Here is a 15,681-nt window from a genome sequence, read left to right as displayed (position 1 = left end):
CCCCGCCATGCCGCCGGAGAAGTCCCCCCCGCCCTCCCCTGGCCGCCGCCGCGCGGTCGGCGCCGCGCCCGCCAGTGCCATTCCCCCCTCGGGGCGCACGGGCCTGCGCCCGCTGCCGCAGCAGTTGCTGGGCAAGCTCGCCGCCACCGACACGCGCCCGGCCATCATGCTGCTGGAGACCCTGCTGCTGCCGGGCCTGGCGATCGCGCTGGGCCTGCTGCTGCACCCGCAGGATCCGATCTGGAGCGAGGGCGATTTTCCCTGGGCATGGCTCGCGCCCGTCATCGTGGCGCTGCGCTACGGGCCGCTCGCCGGCCTGGGCGGCGCCGTGGTGCTGCTCGCGGGCTGGCTGCTGACCAACCTCGGCCACTACGACCGCTTTCCGCAGCTGTTCTTCCTGGGCGGCCTCATCCTGGTGCTGATCGTGGGCGAGTTCTCCAGCCTCTGGCAGGCCCGCACCCGGCGCGCCGAGAACGTGCAGCTCTACCTCGACCAGCGCCTGGAGCACCTCGTGCGCCAGTACTACCTGCTGCGCCTGTCGCACGACCGGCTGGAGCAGGAGCTCATCGGCCGGCCCATGTCGATGCGCGATGCGCTCTCCACGCTGCAGAGCGTGGACACGGGCGCGCCGGAGGACGCCGCGCAGGGCGCGCAGACCCTGCTGCGCCTGCTCGCGCAGTACTGCCAGCTCGAATCGGCCGCGCTGCACGCGGCCACCGAAGACCGCGTGGAAGCCGAACCGGTGGCCCGCATCGGCAGCGGCGCCGAGCCGCTGGACACGCACGACCCGCTGGTGCAGCAGGCGCTGGAGACCCGCAAGCTCTGCCACATCAGCCAGCTGCTCACGCACAAGCAGCAGACACGCTACCTCGCCGTCGCGCCGCTGCTGGACCTGGGCGGGGAGATCTACGGCCTGCTGGTGATCGAGGACATGCCGTTCTTCTCGCTGCAGGACGAGAACCTGCAGACCATCAACCTGCTGCTGGGCTACTACACAGACGGCCTAGCCATGCAGACCCTGGCGCGCCCGATCATGGAGCGCATTCCCGACTGCCCGGCGGATTTCGCCTTCGAGGCCCGGCGGCTGTCCCACATGCGCGACACCACGAGCGTGCCCAGCATCATCGTGGCGCTCGAGTTCCTGCCCCGCGCCGTCGAGCGCGGCCTGCCGGCCCAGATCGAGCGCCTGAAGCGCGAGCTCGACGAAAGCTGGCTGATCACCGGCCCCGAGCGCCAGGTGCTGGCGGTGCTCATGCCGCTGGGCGATATGGCCACGGCGGAGGGCTATATCAACCGGCTCGAGAACTGGTCCCGGCAGAAGGGCGGCCAGCCGCTCGCCGAATCCGGCATCTTCCCGCACGTGCTGCCCCTGGAGGGCGAACCGCTTGCGGTGCTGGAGCAACTGCACAGGATCGCCCATGCTTAACCTCAAGCTCGGCATCTCGGCCTTCCTGCTCGAACTGGGCGCCTGGAGCGGCCCCCTGATGCTGCAGGGCCGCTCCGACGCCGCGCTCGCGAGCTACCTGATCGTGCACGCGCTGGCCTGCGCCATGCTCGCGCTGTGCCTGCTGCCGCTGCTCTCGGGCGAGCAGGCCCGCCCCCGCCTGCCCGTGCTGGTGCTCATGGCCGCCTTCAGCTACGCCATCCCCATCGCCGGCTTCGTCGGCGTGGTGGTGGGCGTGGTGGTGCTGCGCCTGTACCGCTCGCCGACCGGGCAGGACGACTTCGAATCCCTGCAGTTGCCCGAATTCGACCTGCACCAGCGCATGCAGGCGAGCTTCCGGCAGGCCGGGCTGCGGTCCTTCCTGGGCAACGCCCAGGCCCCCATGCAGACCCGCATGCGCGCCATGGTGGCGCTGCAGCACGTCTCCGGCCGCATCGCCTCGCCCCTGCTGCGCAGCATCCTCAGCGATCCCAGCGAAGACCTGCGGCTGCTCGCCTACGGCATGCTGGACACGCTGGAAAAGCGCATCAACCGCACCATCGACAGCGAACTCGACGCCATGCGCCGCGCCCAGGCCGAGGAAGGCACCACGCCCGGCCCGCTGATGCTGGAATCCGCCCACCGGCTCTCCGATCTTTACTGGGAGCTGGTGTACCAGGAACTGGTGCAGGGCGACCTGCGCACCCACGCCATCCACGAATCCCTTCGCTACTGCGAGATGGTGCTGGCCCAGTCCCCCGGCAACGCGCAGCTCAACCTGCGGCGCGGGCGCCTGCTGCACGCGCAGGGCCGCACCGACGAGGCGGGCGAGGCCTATGCCCGCGCGCGGGAACTGGGCCTGCCGGCCACGCGCGTGCTGCCCTACCAGGCCGAGCTGTGCTTCGAGCGGCGCGACTACGCGCAGGCGCGCGCGCTGCTGCAGGAGCTCGGCCAGTGGCGCGCACTGCCGCGCCTGCGCCCGGTGCTCGATTACTGGAACGCCCGATGAGCGACGTCCGCCCCCAGGCCCAGGAAGCCGACATCGCGCTGCTGCTCGAAGGCACCTTCCCCTACGTGAGCGGGGGCGTGTCGAGTTGGATCAACCAGATCATCCGCGCCTACCCCGAATACCGGTTCGCCATCATCTTCCTGGGCAGCCGGCGCGAGGACTATTCCGGGTTCAAGTACGAACTGCCGCCCAACGTGGTGCATTTCGAGGAGCACTACCTCTACGAGCACCTCGGCGTGCGCTCCATGCCCGCTCGGCGCCGCGGCGACCGCGCCGCGCTCGAGATGGTGCGCACGCTCGTCGATTCGTTCCGGCTCGGCGACCGCAGCCCCGCGGCCATCGAGGCCTTCCAGCGCATCAGCCTGGAGATGCAGCCCGGCGGGCGCCTGCCGCTGGAAGACTTCCTCTACAGCGAGCGCGCCTGGGAAATCATCTGCCAGAGCTACCGCGAGCACTGCACGGACCCGTCCTTCGTGGACTATTTCTGGACCGTGCGCATCATGTACCAGCCGCTCTGGATGCTCGCGCGCGTCGCCCGCAGCATGCTGCGCGTGCGCATGGTGCACAGCGCCTCCACCGGCTATGCGGGCTACCTGGGCGGCCTGGTCCGGCAGATGCGCGGCGTGCCGCTCATCCTCTCGGAGCACGGCATCTACACCAAGGAACGCAAGATCGACCTGTTCAAGAGCGAGTGGATCCGCGACAACCGCAACATCTTCCAGCGCGACCCGACCGAGCTGTCGTACTTCCGCCAGATGTGGATCCAGTTCTTCGAGTGGCTGGGCTACTACTGCTACGCGGCGGCCGACCCGATCATCGCGCTCTACGAGGCCAACCGGCTGCGGCAGGTGGCCGACGGCGCGGATCCCGCGCGCACCTTCAACATCCCCAACGGCATCAAGCTCGGCCGCTTCGCGCCGCTGCGCGGCCAGCGCCCCGCCGAGGTACCGCCCATCCTCTGCCTCATCGGCCGGGTGGTCCCCATCAAGGACATCAAGACCTTCATCCGCGCGATGCGCCGCGTGGTGAACCAGCGGCCCGACGCCGAAGGCTGGATCGCCGGCCCGACCGAGGAAGACCCGGCCTACGCACAGGAATGCGAGAACCTCGTGCGCAGCCTGGGCCTGGAGAACAACGTGCGCTTCCTGGGCTTCCAGAAGGTGGAAGACCTCATGCCGCGCATCGGGCTCATCATCCTCTCGTCCATCAGCGAGGCGCTGCCCCTGGTGCTGCTGGAAGGCTATGCGGCCGGCGTGCCGGCCGTCTCCACCGACGTGGGCTCGTGCCGCCAGCTCATCGAGGGACTGGACGAGGAAGACCGCGCGCTCGGCGCCTCCGGCAAGGTCGTGCCCATCGCCGACCCCCAGCAGCTCGCGGACGCGTCGCTGTCGCTGCTCAACGATGCGCCCGCCTGGCACGCGGCCAGCCGCGCCGCCGTGGCGCGCGTGGAGCGCTACTACACCGACGCGCTGATGTTCGACCGCTACCGCCGCGTGTACGAACGGGCGTTCGAACAGACGGAGGGACCCCGCTGATGGCTGGCATCGGATTCGAGCTGCGGCGCATGCTGCGCAAGAACACCCTGGTCGGCCTCGTGCAGGCCTACGCCTACGCGGGCGTGATCGGCTCCGGCCCCTGGGTGTTCTCCATCGTGGGCATCCTGCTCATCGGCATCTTCAGCGCGAGCGTGGTGGTGCCGGGCGTGCTCGTCACCCAGTTCCAGACCTCCGTCACCTACATGGTGGCGGGCAGCCTCATCCTCACCGGCCTGGTGCAGCTGGCCTTCACGCGCTTCGTGTCCGACCGCCTCTTCGAAAAGCGCAAGGATTCGATCCTGCCCAACCTGCACGGCCTGCTGCTGGTGACCACGCTGGCCGCCGCGGCCCTGGGCACGCTGGCGCTCTTCACCGTGCTGCCGCACCTGGGGCTGGTGTACCGCATGCTCATGCTCGCGGGCTTCACCCTCATGTGCGACGTGTGGGTGCTCACCGTGCTGCTGTCGGGCATGAAGCGCTACAAGGAGATCGTGGCGCTCTTCGGCGTGTCGTACGCCGTCATCGTGGTCAGCGCGCTGCTGATGCGGCCCTGGGGCCTGGAAGGATTGCTGGCGGGCTTCGTGCTGGGCAACTACCTGCTGCTCGCGGGCATGTGGCTGCTCGTGGTGCGCGAGTTCAACCCGCGCGGCCGCATCATCGCCTTCGACTTCGCGGACCGCAAGCTGCTCTACCCTTCCCTGGTCGCCATCGGCTTCCTCTACAACTTCGGGATCTGGGTGGACAAGTTCATGTTCTGGTACTTCCCGCCCACCTCCGAGCCCATCATCGGGGCGCTGCGGGCCTCGCTGATCTACGACCTGCCCGTGTTCCTGGCCTACCTGTCCATCATTCCCGGCATGGCGGTGTTCCTCGTGCGCATCGAGACCGATTTCGTGGAGTACTACGACAAGTTCTACGACGCCGTGCGCAGCGGCGGCTCGCTGGAGTACATCGAGGCCATGCGCGACGAGATGGTCTATTCCATCCAGCAGGGCCTGGGAGAGATCGGCAAGATCCAGACGCTGGCCGTGCTCATCACCTTCGTCGCCGGGCCGGCCATCCTGAGCGGCCTGGGCATTTCGCGCCTCTACCTGCCGCTGCTGCACGTGCAGGTGATCGGCGCGGGACTGCAGGTGGGGCTGATGGCCATCCTCAACGTGTTCTTCTACCTGGACCAGCGCCGCATCGTGCTGATGCTGTGCGTGCAGTTCGTGCTGCTCAACATGCTGCTGACCGGCTTCACGCTGCATGCGGGCGCCGCGCTGTACGGCTACGGCTTCGCCATCGCCACCCTGCTCACGCTGTGCACGGGCATGTATTTATTGTCTCGACAGCTGAACCGGTTGGAATACGAAACTTTTATGCTGCAGTAGCCGGCGGCATTCCACAATCGGTGCTCCAGACCAGCAGAGGGGGGCCCGATGGCACAGCCGAACTTTCCGAACGCACGCGCGGCCCTGCCCGCCTGCCTCCTGGCCGCCGCCGGATGGCTGAGCGGCTGCGGCGGCGGGGGAGGCCCCGCCGAAGGCACGGGCACCGCCGCAACCGCCCAGGCCACGCAGGACGCGAAGGCCTCCGCCCTGCCGGTCGCAGCCCTCGCGTTCACCGCGCCCGGCGATGGCGCGGACGTGTTCGACGTGGGCACCGCCGTCGGCGTCGCCGTGGAGGCCCCGGGTGCGGAGGATGGCGCCACCGTGGTGTTCTCCGCGGGCACGGCCGCCATCCTGCCGGTGGCCGCCCCGGTCCGCGCCGGCACCGCCTCGGCCAGCTTCACCGCGTCCGTTCCCGGCCCCCAGGTGATCTCCGCCACGCTGGCTTCGGCCAGCGGCGCCGCAACCGCACCGTCATTCGCATCCCGCACGTTGTACGCACGCCCTGCCCCGGCCCCGCTCGAGGTGCTGGTGCCTGCGTACTTCTATCCATCGGAAGGCTCGCCCTGGGAGGCCCTCAGCGCGGGCGCGCGCGCCTACCCGGACGTGGCGGTCACCGCCATCCTCAACCCCGACAACGGCGTGTTCAAGCGCGCGAACCCCGAGTTCACGGCGGCGGCCGGCACCTTCGTGCAGTCGGGCGGCCGGCTGCTCGGCTACGTCTATACCCGCTACGGCGCGCGCTCCGCCAGCACGGTGAAGCGCAACATCGACAGCTACCTGCAGCTCTACGGCCGGGGCCTCATCAGCGGGTTCTTCATCGACGAGATGTCCACGTCGCCGAAGCGCCTCGCCTATTACCTGGACCTGTACACCTACATCAAGGGGCGCGATGCGGGCCTGCGCGTGGTGGGCAACCCCGGCACCCAGACCACCAGCGGATACCTCGCGGCCGCCGACACCCTGGTGAACTTCGAGAACCGTTCTCCGGCCTTCGCCAGCTACGACCCGCGCGCCGACGGCGGCTGGCTCTACCAGGTGGCCAACACCCGGCAGGCGGCGCTGCTGCATGACGCGCCCGACTGCGCCGCCATGCAGCAGGCCGTGCGCACGGCCGCCGCGCCGCGCAGCAACGCCGGCATGCTGTACGTGACCGACGACCAGTTCAACCCCGACACCGGCGAAGGCAACCCCTGGGACACCCTGCCGGGGTACTGGCTCCGCTTCCTCGGCACGGTCGATGCCGTCAACCGCGGAGCCAGCCTGCCCTCCTGCTGAGCACCTGCTGAGCGTTCTCCGGCGCATTTCCGCCAAATTGTGTCGAAAATTTACAAGAACCACAGAAATCGTCAAAACTACGCAGACCGGGCCGAAAGACAATGCCGTCCGACCGCTTCGTTCTCATCCAGACAGGAATCGCCATGGCCCGTATGCCTTCCCTCGCCCGCTGGTGCAGCCTGTCGCTGGCCGCCCTGATCGCCGCCTGCGGCGGCGGAGGCGGCGGCTCTTCGAACGGCACGACCCCGACCAATCCGGCGAACCCCACCACCGTCGCCATCGCCTTTGCCGGGCCCGATGCGGAAACGGTATCCACCGCAGGCGCCGCCCTGTCGCTGAGCGCGCAGGTCACGGTGAACGGCGCGGCCGCCGCGGACGGCACGCCGGTCAGTTTCGCGGTCTCCCCCGGCACGTTCTCCGCCACCGGCACCACGCGCTCCGGCGTGGCGACGGTCACGTTCAACGGCGCCACGCCGGGCCGGCAGCAGCTCAGTGCCTCCGTGTCGGTGGCCTCGTCGCCGGCGAACGCCACCGCGACAGCCACGCGCGTCATCTACCTCCGCCCGGCGCCCGCGCCGCTGGAAGTGCTGGTGCCGGCCTATTTCTCGCCTTCTTCCGGCACCGAATGGAGCCGCATGGCCGGCGGCGCCGCCGCCAACCCCGGCGTGCAGGTCACCGCCATCATGAACCCCGACAACGGGGAGTTCGACGCGGCGGACCCTGCCTACGTGAGCGCGCTCAACCAGTTCGTCGGCGCCGGCGGCAAGGTGGTGGGCTATGTGTACACGGGCTACGGGAAGCGCTCGCTGGCCACCGTGAAGGCCAACATCGATGCGTATTTCACGCTCTACGGGCGCACCGCGATCAGCGGCATCTTCCTGGACGAAATGTCCTCCGACGCGGCCATGCTGGGCGGATACCGCGAGATCTACGCCTACATCAAGGCCAGGGACTCCAGCCTGCGCGTGATTGGCAACCCGGGCATGGTGCCGAATACCGCCGACTACGCCTCGGTGGCCGACGTGCTGGTCACCTTCGAGGCGCGCAACAGCAGCTACGCCACCTACGATCCGCGCACCACTCCGTGGCTCTACACCCTGGCCAACAGCCGCCAGAGTTCGCTGGTGCACAACACCGCCACCTGCGCGGACATGCAGAAGGCCGTGCAGTCCGCCGCGTCCGCGCTCTACAACGCCGGCCCCATCTACATGACGGACCTGCAGTACGACCCGGTCAACGACATCGGCAACCCCTGGGCATCGCTGCCCTCGTACTGGACGTCGCTGCTGCAGACCGTGGCGGCCGTGAACCAGGGGCGCACGCCTCCCGGCTGCTGACGGGAACACCGCCTGCGCCCTGCGGCGCAGGTGCCGGCTCAGGCCGCGCCGTTCAGTTCGTCCGCGCGCGTCTGCGCCGCGGCGAAGTCCAGGTCGCCGGAGTAGATCGCCCGGCCGCAGATGACGCCTTCCACGCCTTCGCCCTCGACCGCGCAGAGCTGCTCGATGTCGGCCATGCCCGCCAGGCCGCCGGAGGCGATCACGGGGATGGTGAGGGCCTGCGCCAGCTTCACCGTGGCATCGATGTTGATGCCCGACAGCATGCCGTCGCGGCCGATGTCGGTATAGACGATGGACTCGACGCCCCAGTCCTCGAACTTCTTCGCGAGATCGACCACCTCGTGGCCGGTGAGCTTGCTCCAGCCGTCCGTGGCGACCTTGCCGTCCTTGGCGTCCAGGCCCACGATGATGTGGCCGCCGAAGGCGCTGCAGGCGTCCTTGAGGAAGCCGGGGTTCTTCACTGCGGCCGTGCCGATGATGACGTAGCGCAGCCCGCCGTCGATGTATTTCTCGATGGTGTCCAGGTCGCGGATGCCGCCGCCCAGCTGCACGGGCAGGTCGTCGCCCACCTCCTTGAGGATGGCCTTGATCGCCGCGTAGTTCTTGGGCGTGCCGGCGAAGGCGCCGTTCAGGTCCACGAGGTGCAGGCGCCGCGCACCGGCATCCACCCACTTGCGCGCCATGGCTGCCGGGTCTTCGCCGAAGGTGGTCGATTGATCCATGTCACCTTGCTTGAGGCGTACGCAGTGTCCGTCCTTGAGGTCGATGGCGGGGATGAGCAGCATGATGGAATGACGAGGTGGGGATATGCCGTGGCAGAGCGTGCCAGTGCCGGCCGGGGTGGAAGAAGGAGGGGGAAGGAAGCGAGGGGATGCTCAGGGATTCCAGTGGAGGAAGTTGCGGTAGAGCGCCAGGCCGTGCTCGGAACTTTTCTCAGGATGGAATTGCGTGGCAAAAATATTATCGCGAGCCACGGCGGATGCAAAGCGCCCGCCGTAATCGGTTTCCCCTGCAGTGTGCGCCGCATCGCGCGGCAATGCATGGAAACTGTGCACGAAATAAAAATAGCTTTCGTCGGGAATGCCGGCCCACACGGGGTGCACGGCCCCGCCGTGCGGCATCTGCCGCACCCGGTTCCAGCCCATCTGGGGCACCTTGAACCGGCTGCCGTCGGGCTGCAGGCGGCCGGCCAGTTCGAAGCGCACCACGTCGCCGGGAATCAGCCCCAGGCCCGGGGTGTCGCCCTCGGCGCTGTGGTCCAGCAGCATCTGCATGCCCACGCAAACGCCGAAAAGCGGCTTGGAGGCCGCAGCCTCGAGCACGGATTCCTGCAGGCCGGATTCGCGCAGCTCGCGCATGCAGTCGGGCATCGCGCCCTGCCCCGGCAGCACCACGCGCTGCGCGGCACGCACGTCCTCGGGCCGCGAGGTCACGACCACGGTCCAGCCGCTGCCCTCGGCGGCCGCCTGCACGGCCTGGGACACCGAGCGCAGGTTGCCCATGCCGTAGTCCACGACGGCGACGGTCTTTGCTTCAACATTCATGGCGAAAACCTAGAGCGAGCCCTTGGTGGAGGGAATGACGCCGGCCGAGCGCGGGTCGCGCTCCAGCGCGAAACGCAGCGCACGCGCGAAGGCCTTGAAGATGGTCTCGCACTGGTGGTGGGCATTGAAGCCCTTCAGGTTGTCGATGTGCAGCGTCACGCCCGCATGGTTCACGAAGCCCTGGAAGAACTCGTACACCAGCTGGGTATCGAGCTGGCCGATGCTGCCGGCCGTGAACTTCACGTCCATGTACAGGCCCGGCCGGCCCGAGAAATCGACCACCACGCGCGAGAGCGCCTCGTCGAGCGGCACGTAGGCATGGCCGTAGCGGCGGATGCCCTTCTTGTCGCCCACGGCCCGCGCGAACGCCTGTCCCAGCGTGATGCCCACGTCCTCCACCGTGTGATGGCCGTCGATGTGCAGGTCGCCCTCGCACTCGATGTCCAGGTCGATCAGGCCGTGCCGCGCGATCTGGTCGAGCATGTGGTCGAAGAAGCCGATGCCCGAGGACAGGCGCGCAGCGCCCGTGCCGTCGAGGTTCACACGCACGCGGATGCGGGTCTCGGCGGTGTTGCGGGCGACCTCGGCGATGCGGTCGCCCTCGGAGGCGGTGGAGGGAACGAGTGCGGAGGAAGTCATAGGGAAGCCTGGAGTGCGTCGAGCATCTGGGCGTTGTCGGCCTCGCTGCCCACCGTGAGGCGCAGGCAGCGGGCCAGCAAGGGATGCATTGTAGAAACGTTCTTGACGAGAACCTTGCGGGCTTTCATGCCCTCGAAGGCCCGCGCGGCGTCGGGCACGCGCACGAGCACCATGTTGGCCTCGCTGTCCCACACGCGCTCGATGCCCTTCATGGCGCGCAGTGCCGCGACCAGGCCGGTGCGCGCGGCGCGCAGCTCGGCCGCCTGCGCGGCGAACACCTGCGCATGCTCCAGCGCGAACAGGGCGGCTTCGCAGTTGAGCACGCTCACGTTGTAGGGCGGGCGCACCTTCTCGATTTCGTCCACGAGCGCCGCCGGGCCCGCGAGGTAGCCCAGGCGCACGCCCGCCAGGCCGAACTTGCTGAGCGTGCGCATGAGCAGCACGTGGGCGTTGCGGGCGGGCTCGGCGCGCATGCGGTCCAGCCAGGTGCGGCTCGCGAAGGGCTGGTAGGCCTCGTCCATCACCACGATGCCGCCCTGCGCGCCCGCCGCGTCGATGATGCGCTGTACGGCGCCCTCGTCCCACAGCGTGGCCGTGGGGTTGTTGGGGTAGGCCAGGTAGGTGATCGCCGGGCGGTGCTGCGCGATGGCGGCCAGCATGGCGGGCTCGTCGAGTTCGAAATCGGCCGTGAGCGGCACGCCCACGAAGTCCAGGCCCTGCAGCTGCGCACTCATCGGGTACATCACGAAGCCGGGCATGGGCGCGAGCATGGTCGCGCGCTCGCCCGTGCCGGGCCGCACGCAGGCCAGCGCCAGCAGCGTGATGATCTCGTCGGAGCCATTGCCCAGCACCATCGAGAAGCCCTCCGGCATGCCGATGTGCGCGGCGAGCGCCTGCTTCAGATCGTGCAGCCGCGCGCCGGGGTAGCGGTTCAGCGCCAGCGCGCCCAGGCGCCGGCCCAGCGCTTCCTGCAGCTCCGGCGGCAGCGGGAAAGGGTTTTCCATCGCGTCCATCTTGAGCACGCCGGTGGCAGGCTGCACCGCGTAGGCATGCATGGCGCGGACGTCGGGGCGGATGCGGCCGAGCGCGGCGGCAAGGGTGTCGGTCATTCGAGCGATTCCAGTTCGTCGGGAGCCAGGAGAAAAGGGTTCACGGCGCGCACCGCGTCGTAGCGCTGCCCGTGCGGCAGCACGTCGCCCAGCACATGGCGGCAGCCCTGCTGGTGCGCGGAAGCGACGATGAGCGCGTTCCAGTAGCTCAGGCCGTAGCGGTCCTGCAGGTCCCAGGCGCCATCGACCACGTAGGCGTCAAGGTGCGGCGGCTGCCAGACGCGCAGGCGGCGCACCTGCGCGCGCACCAGGTGCAGCGTCTGCGGGCCGGGAAAGCAGGCCACGGCGTTGTGGTAGAGCTCGTTGAGCACCTGCGAACTGATGCGCCCGCGGCGTGTGTTCCAGCACAGCGCGAGCCATTCGCGCGCCCGGGCCTGCCGGACGGGATCGCGGTCGTCCACGCTGCTGAGCAGCACGCCGGTATCGACGAACAGCGGGGCGTTCATGGCGCGGCCTCGCGCTCCTGCAGTTCGGGTCTCGTGAGGTACGGCCGGGACGAGGCGCCCCAGCTTTCGAAGGCCAGCGCCTCGCGCTGGGCCTGCGCATAGGCGTCCTCCTGCCGCATCTTTTCCGCCAGCCATTCACCCAGCATGCGGGACACGCTCGTGCCGCGCCGGGCCGCCTCGACGCGGGCCCATTCGGCGACGGTGTCATCCATGGTGACGGTGACGTTTTTCATGGAAGCGATGTTAGCCGAAAAATGACACGAAGTTCGTGTCGCACGAACTTCGTGCATTCTCACGCCAGGGCTTTTTCAGGATGGCCCGCCCTCGACCCCATCGCGCAGGCGATGGCCCCGACCCGCCGCAGCGTGGCCGCGTGGTGCTCCGTCCAGTCGCCCCCCACCCCGATCCGCAGGCAGTTGCGGAAGCGCCCGCCGGTGCCGAACACGGTGCCGGGCGGCACGAGGATGCGCTCCTGCAGGCAGGCCTGGTGCAGTTGCAGGGTGTCCAGCCCGCGCGGCAGCTCCACCCACAGCAGGAGCCCTCCCGGCGGATCGCTCACCCGCGTGCCCGGCGGGAACGACTGCGCGATGGCGTGCCGCACGGAATCCATGCGCGCTGCCACGGCCGTGCGCAGCTGGCGCATCGCCGCGGCATGCCCGGTCTGCAGCATCAGGTCGGCCAGCGCCAGCTCCAGCACCGGCGACTGCCCGCCCGCCTGCAGGTCCTTCATCTGGCGCAGCGCGTCCGTCCAGCGCCCGCCTTCCAGCCAGCCCAGGCGCAACCCGGGCGCGAGCGTCTTCGAAAACGAACTGCACAGCATCACGTGGCCCGCGGTGTCGTGCGATTTCACGGTGCGGCGGTGCTCCTCCTGCTCCGCGAGATCGTTGTACACCGCGTCCTCGATCACCGCGAGCCCGTGGCGCGCGGCGAGCTGCGCGAGCCGCCGCCGCTCCACCTGCGGCATGCAGGCCCCGAGCGGATTGCTGAGCGTGGGCACCACGATCAGGGCCTTCACCGGCTGTGTTTCCAGCGCCAGCTGCAGGGCGTCCAGCGAGATGCCGTGCCGTGGATGGGTGGGAATCTCCAGCACCTTCAGGTGCAGCCCCTGCAGCAACTCCAGGAAGGAAAAATGCGTGGGCGACTCCAGGGCCACCACATCGCCCGGCTGCGTCACCGCACGCAGGCACAGGCTGATGGCATCCATGCAGCCGCCGGTGACGAGGATGCGCTCCGGATCCAGGCTGCAGCCCATGCCCACGGCGTAGCGCGCGATGGCGCGCCGCGCCTCCTCGTGCCCTTCGGAAGAGGGATACATGCACAGCAGGTGGCGGTGGCGCTGCACCGACCGGGCGACCGCGCGCCGCACGCGGTCCACATCGAGCAGGTCCGGGCCCGGCGTGCCGCTGCTGAACGACACGACGTCGGCCGGCTGCGGCGTGCCGAGGATGCGCTGGCCCAGCCAGTCCACGGACACATCGCGCGGACGGCGCAGTCCCCGGGCCACCGTCGGTTCGGGCAGCACGGCCGGCCGGGGCGCCACGAAATAGCCCGAGCGCGGGCGGGCGGCGATCAGGCGCGCATCCTCCAGCCAGTGGTAGGCCTGCACGACGGTGCTCTGGGCGACGCCACGCTGGCGGGACAGCTCGCGCACGGACGGCATGCGCGCGCCACGCGCGAGCGTGCCGTTGCGGATCAGTTCGGCCATCTGCGAGGCGATCTGCAGGTACAGCGGGGTGGAATCGAGATCGGACATCGCTTCCATTCTGTATCGCTGCACCTCGCCACCATCAATACAGATACCCGGCAATGCAGGCAATACAGACACCGCGCGGCCGGCATCTGTGCCGGTCCAGCTGGCGCATGCCTGCGGCTGTCGCATCCCGCCCGGCGCCGGCACAGTGAACGGCATGAACTCCGCAACCGCCTCCGCCTCCCTCGCCCTCCTGCGCCGCCTGGCCTCGCGTCCGGCAGCGGCACCCCGGACCCTCGTGGCCACGCTGGCGCCCGACGATCCGGTACATCCGCTGGACTGCGCTCCCGGCTGCCGGGCCACCCTGCAGGTGCTGGCAGGCCATGCCTGGGTCACGCAGCACGGTGATGGAGACGACTGGTTCCTGGAGGCCGGCCAGCGACTGGCCCTGCCGGGACCGGGTCGGCTCTACGTGAGCGCCGAAGGCAGCACGCCCCTGCGGCTGCGCTGGGTGGTGGAACCCGCGCCGCCGCAGGACGGCACGGCAGGCACCGCGGGTGCCGCGGCCTGAGGCGCGCAGCGCCTCAGGGGGGTCACTTCAGCCTCATCTCCGCAGCCCGCGCATGGGCCTGCAGCCCCTCGCCGTGCGCCAGCACGCTGGCGATGCGGCCCAGCGCCTGCGCGCCCTGCTCGCTCACCTCGATCAGGCTGCTGCGCTTCTGGAAGTCGTACACCCCCAGCGGTGACGAGAACCGCGCGGTGCCGCTGGTGGGCAGCACGTGGTTCGGGCCCGCGCAGTAGTCGCCCAGGCTCTCGCTGGTATAGGCCCCGAGGAAGATGGCGCCCGCATGGCGCAGCAGCGGCTCCCAGCGGTGCGGGTCGCGGCTCGACACCTCCAGGTGCTCGGGCGCGATGCGGTTGCTGATGGCGCAGGCCTCTTCCATGTCCTTCGTGAGGATCAGCGCGCCGCGGCCCGTGAGGCTCTTGGCGATGATCTCGGCACGCGGCATTTCGGGCAGCAGGCGATCGATGGCAGCCTGCACGGCATCGATGTAGGCGGCGTCCGGGCACAGCAGGATGGACTGGGCCAGTTCGTCATGCTCGGCCTGGCTGAACAGGTCCATCGCCACCCAGTCGGGCGGCGTGGTGCCGTCGGCCAGCACCAGGATCTCGCTCGGGCCGGCGATCATGTCGATGCCCACCGTGCCGAACACGCGCTTCTTGGCGCTGGCCACGTAGGCATTGCCGGGGCCGGTGATCTTGTCCACCTTCGGCACGGTGGCCGTGCCATAGGCCAGCGCGGCCACGGCCTGCGCGCCGCCGAGGGTGAAGGCGCGGCCCACGCCCGCCACGTAGGCGGCCGCCAGCACCAGCGGGTTCTTCTCGCCGCGGGGCGTGGGCACCACCATGACGATGTCCTGCACGCCCGCCACGTGGGCCGGGATGGCATTCATCAGCACGCTGGACGGGTATGCGGCCTTGCCGCCGGGCACGTAGATGCCCACGCGGTCCAGCGGCGTGACCTTCTGGCCGAGCAGCGTGCCGTCTTCGTCGCGGTAGCTCCAGCTCTCGCCGCTCGCCTTCTTCTGCGCCTCGTGGTATTTGCGCACGCGGCGGGCCGCCGCCTCCAGCGCCTCGCGCTGCGCGGCCGGCAGCGCCTCGAAGGCGGCCTTCAGTTCGGCCTGGGACAGCTCCAGCGCCGCCACGGAATCCGCCTGCAGCCCGTCGAAGCGCTGCGTGTACTCCAGCACGGCCGCATCGCCGCGCGCCTGCACGTCCGCCAGGATGTCGGCCACGCGCTGCTCGATGGCCGCATCGGTCTCGGCGGACCAATGCAGCCGCTCCCGGAAGGCAGCTTCGAAATCGGCACTCTCGGTATGCAGGCGGGCAGGCGTGGCTTTCATAAGTCTCTCAGGCGGATCGGAGTGGGACCGCGCTCATTCGGTTTCGGCCGACACTTCGCGCGTCTTGCGGTTGTATTTGAGGGTGATCTTGTCGAGCTCGCAGAGGTCGAAGCCCTCCCACTCGACGTTCGAGCCATCGTCCGCGAACACCACCTTGATGTCCTGGACGCAGTGCTTCGTATCGCCGAACTTGAACTTCCGCGAGGCGCCGTTGGCCAGCTGGTTGCTGCCCAGCCGGTCCTTGCCCCAGTTGTCCATTTTCGTCGGGGAGATGTACACCTCGTTGAGCGCATAGCCCGTGCGGTTGACCAGCGTGAAATCCGCGTCCGCCGCGAATGCGGCACCGCTCAAGACCAGGCCGCCGAGCAGCAGGATTTTTTGGAACATGGGGCAAGCC

Annotated in this window: 16 protein-coding genes; 7 read left to right on the top strand and 9 right to left on the bottom strand. The window is 69.4% G+C overall.

The features are described 5' to 3' along the window. Nucleotides 1-7 precede the first annotated feature (7 nt). The 6 genes from ACGHC0_RS05265 to ACGHC0_RS05240 all read left to right on the top strand — a co-directional run bounded on the left by ACGHC0_RS05265 (nt 8) and on the right by ACGHC0_RS05240 (nt 7,952). Entirely contained in the window at nt 8-1,426 is a 1,419-nt protein-coding gene (locus ACGHC0_RS05265; protein WP_415267614.1) for a PelD GGDEF domain-containing protein, read from the top strand. Continuing rightward, entirely contained in the window at nt 1,419-2,432 is a 1,014-nt protein-coding gene (locus tag ACGHC0_RS05260) for a hypothetical protein (protein WP_368354297.1), read from the top strand. The genes ACGHC0_RS05265 and ACGHC0_RS05260 overlap by 8 nt, the downstream gene beginning before the upstream one ends. Next, nucleotides 2,429-3,967: a GT4 family glycosyltransferase PelF gene (gene pelF / locus ACGHC0_RS05255; RefSeq protein ID WP_415267613.1), complete on the top strand. Its 1,539-nt coding sequence runs from the start codon at nt 2,429-2,431 to the stop codon at nt 3,965-3,967. The genes ACGHC0_RS05260 and pelF overlap by 4 nt, the downstream gene beginning before the upstream one ends. Next, complete coding sequence (gene pelG, locus ACGHC0_RS05250; RefSeq protein WP_368354295.1) at nt 3,967-5,340, top strand: exopolysaccharide Pel transporter PelG; 1,374 nt, start codon at nt 3,967-3,969, stop codon at nt 5,338-5,340. Before pelF ends, pelG begins: the two co-directional genes overlap by 1 nt. 48 nt (nt 5,341-5,388) lie before the next feature. Further along, nucleotides 5,389-6,615, top strand: a complete 1,227-nt coding sequence (locus ACGHC0_RS05245) for a spherulation-specific family 4 protein (protein WP_415267612.1) — start codon at nt 5,389-5,391, stop codon at nt 6,613-6,615. A 143-nt stretch (nt 6,616-6,758) separates the two neighbouring features. Next, complete coding sequence (locus ACGHC0_RS05240) at nt 6,759-7,952, top strand: spherulation-specific family 4 protein (RefSeq protein ID WP_415267611.1); 1,194 nt, start codon at nt 6,759-6,761, stop codon at nt 7,950-7,952. Between the two features lie 38 nt (nt 7,953-7,990). On the opposite strand, the gene hisA is transcribed toward ACGHC0_RS05240, so the two are convergent. The 7 genes from hisA to ACGHC0_RS05205 form a co-directional block, all read right to left on the bottom strand. Then, nucleotides 7,991-8,737 (bottom strand): 1-(5-phosphoribosyl)-5-[(5-phosphoribosylamino)methylideneamino]imidazole-4-carboxamide isomerase, encoded by a 747-nt coding sequence (hisA, locus tag ACGHC0_RS05235; RefSeq protein WP_368354292.1) that lies wholly within the window; start codon nt 8,735-8,737, stop codon nt 7,991-7,993. Nucleotides 8,738-8,827: 90 nt separating this feature from the next. Next, nucleotides 8,828-9,496, bottom strand: coding sequence for an imidazole glycerol phosphate synthase subunit HisH (gene hisH / locus ACGHC0_RS05230; protein WP_415267610.1), 669 nt, complete (start codon nt 9,494-9,496; stop codon nt 8,828-8,830). 9 nt (nt 9,497-9,505) lie between these two features. Further along, nucleotides 9,506-10,135, bottom strand: a complete 630-nt coding sequence (gene hisB / locus ACGHC0_RS05225; protein ID WP_415267609.1) for an imidazoleglycerol-phosphate dehydratase HisB — start codon at nt 10,133-10,135, stop codon at nt 9,506-9,508. After that, the gene (gene hisC / locus ACGHC0_RS05220; RefSeq protein ID WP_415267608.1) at nt 10,132-11,244 is read right to left on the bottom strand and encodes a histidinol-phosphate transaminase; all 1,113 of its coding nucleotides are present in this window, start codon (nt 11,242-11,244) and stop codon (nt 10,132-10,134) included. The genes hisB and hisC overlap by 4 nt, the downstream gene beginning before the upstream one ends. Further along, nucleotides 11,241-11,690 (bottom strand): PIN domain-containing protein, encoded by a 450-nt coding sequence (locus tag ACGHC0_RS05215; RefSeq protein WP_092835942.1) that lies wholly within the window; start codon nt 11,688-11,690, stop codon nt 11,241-11,243. Before ACGHC0_RS05215 ends, hisC begins: the two co-directional genes overlap by 4 nt. Then, the gene (locus ACGHC0_RS05210) at nt 11,687-11,923 is read right to left on the bottom strand and encodes a hypothetical protein (protein ID WP_041827807.1); all 237 of its coding nucleotides are present in this window, start codon (nt 11,921-11,923) and stop codon (nt 11,687-11,689) included. The genes ACGHC0_RS05215 and ACGHC0_RS05210 overlap by 4 nt, the downstream gene beginning before the upstream one ends. Nucleotides 11,924-11,982: 59 nt before the next feature. After that, nucleotides 11,983-13,452, bottom strand: coding sequence for a PLP-dependent aminotransferase family protein (locus ACGHC0_RS05205; RefSeq protein ID WP_415267607.1), 1,470 nt, complete (start codon nt 13,450-13,452; stop codon nt 11,983-11,985). Nucleotides 13,453-13,597: 145 nt separating this feature from the next. Here ACGHC0_RS05205 and ACGHC0_RS05200 point away from each other — a divergent pair, with 145 nt between their 5' ends. Continuing rightward, complete coding sequence (locus ACGHC0_RS05200; protein ID WP_415267606.1) at nt 13,598-13,951, top strand: DUF2917 domain-containing protein; 354 nt, start codon at nt 13,598-13,600, stop codon at nt 13,949-13,951. A gap of 22 nt (nt 13,952-13,973) precedes the next feature. On the opposite strand, the gene hisD is transcribed toward ACGHC0_RS05200, so the two are convergent. Next, nucleotides 13,974-15,284 (bottom strand): histidinol dehydrogenase, encoded by a 1,311-nt coding sequence (gene hisD, locus ACGHC0_RS05195; RefSeq protein WP_415267605.1) that lies wholly within the window; start codon nt 15,282-15,284, stop codon nt 13,974-13,976. Between the two features lie 33 nt (nt 15,285-15,317). Further along, the gene (locus ACGHC0_RS05190) at nt 15,318-15,671 is read right to left on the bottom strand and encodes a hypothetical protein (protein ID WP_288475785.1); all 354 of its coding nucleotides are present in this window, start codon (nt 15,669-15,671) and stop codon (nt 15,318-15,320) included. Between the last annotated feature and the right edge of the window lie 10 nt (nt 15,672-15,681).

It is taken from the genome of Acidovorax sacchari (assembly GCF_042847045.1).
GTDB classification, from domain to species: domain Bacteria; phylum Pseudomonadota; class Gammaproteobacteria; order Burkholderiales; family Burkholderiaceae_C; genus Paracidovorax; species Paracidovorax sacchari.
The sequence above is the reverse complement of the archived record's forward strand: the minus strand, read 5'-3'. Positions and strand labels throughout refer to the sequence as shown.

What these genes read in the sequence shown, in the direction of transcription:
- ACGHC0_RS05200 (WP_415267606.1), top strand. Translation starts at nt 13,598, where the DNA reads ATGAACTCCGCAACCGCCTCCGCCTCCCTCGCCCTCCTGCGCCGCCTG.
- ACGHC0_RS05260 (WP_368354297.1), top strand. Translation starts at nt 1,419, where the DNA reads ATGCTTAACCTCAAGCTCGGCATCTCGGCCTTCCTGCTCGAACTGGGC.
- ACGHC0_RS05205 (WP_415267607.1), bottom strand. Translation starts at nt 13,452, where the DNA reads ATGGAAGCGATGTCCGATCTCGATTCCACCCCGCTGTACCTGCAGATC.
- ACGHC0_RS05245 (WP_415267612.1), top strand. Translation starts at nt 5,389, where the DNA reads ATGGCACAGCCGAACTTTCCGAACGCACGCGCGGCCCTGCCCGCCTGC.
- ACGHC0_RS05215 (WP_092835942.1), bottom strand. Translation starts at nt 11,690, where the DNA reads ATGAACGCCCCGCTGTTCGTCGATACCGGCGTGCTGCTCAGCAGCGTG.
- pelF (WP_415267613.1), top strand. Translation starts at nt 2,429, where the DNA reads ATGAGCGACGTCCGCCCCCAGGCCCAGGAAGCCGACATCGCGCTGCTG.
- hisD (WP_415267605.1), bottom strand. Translation starts at nt 15,284, where the DNA reads ATGAAAGCCACGCCTGCCCGCCTGCATACCGAGAGTGCCGATTTCGAA.
- hisB (WP_415267609.1), bottom strand. Translation starts at nt 10,135, where the DNA reads ATGACTTCCTCCGCACTCGTTCCCTCCACCGCCTCCGAGGGCGACCGC.
- ACGHC0_RS05190 (WP_288475785.1), bottom strand. Translation starts at nt 15,671, where the DNA reads ATGTTCCAAAAAATCCTGCTGCTCGGCGGCCTGGTCTTGAGCGGTGCC.
- pelG (WP_368354295.1), top strand. Translation starts at nt 3,967, where the DNA reads ATGGCTGGCATCGGATTCGAGCTGCGGCGCATGCTGCGCAAGAACACC.
- ACGHC0_RS05210 (WP_041827807.1), bottom strand. Translation starts at nt 11,923, where the DNA reads ATGAAAAACGTCACCGTCACCATGGATGACACCGTCGCCGAATGGGCC.
- hisA (WP_368354292.1), bottom strand. Translation starts at nt 8,737, where the DNA reads ATGCTGCTCATCCCCGCCATCGACCTCAAGGACGGACACTGCGTACGC.
- ACGHC0_RS05265 (WP_415267614.1), top strand. Translation starts at nt 8, where the DNA reads ATGCCGCCGGAGAAGTCCCCCCCGCCCTCCCCTGGCCGCCGCCGCGCG.
- hisC (WP_415267608.1), bottom strand. Translation starts at nt 11,244, where the DNA reads ATGACCGACACCCTTGCCGCCGCGCTCGGCCGCATCCGCCCCGACGTC.
- hisH (WP_415267610.1), bottom strand. Translation starts at nt 9,496, where the DNA reads ATGAATGTTGAAGCAAAGACCGTCGCCGTCGTGGACTACGGCATGGGC.
- ACGHC0_RS05240 (WP_415267611.1), top strand. Translation starts at nt 6,759, where the DNA reads ATGGCCCGTATGCCTTCCCTCGCCCGCTGGTGCAGCCTGTCGCTGGCC.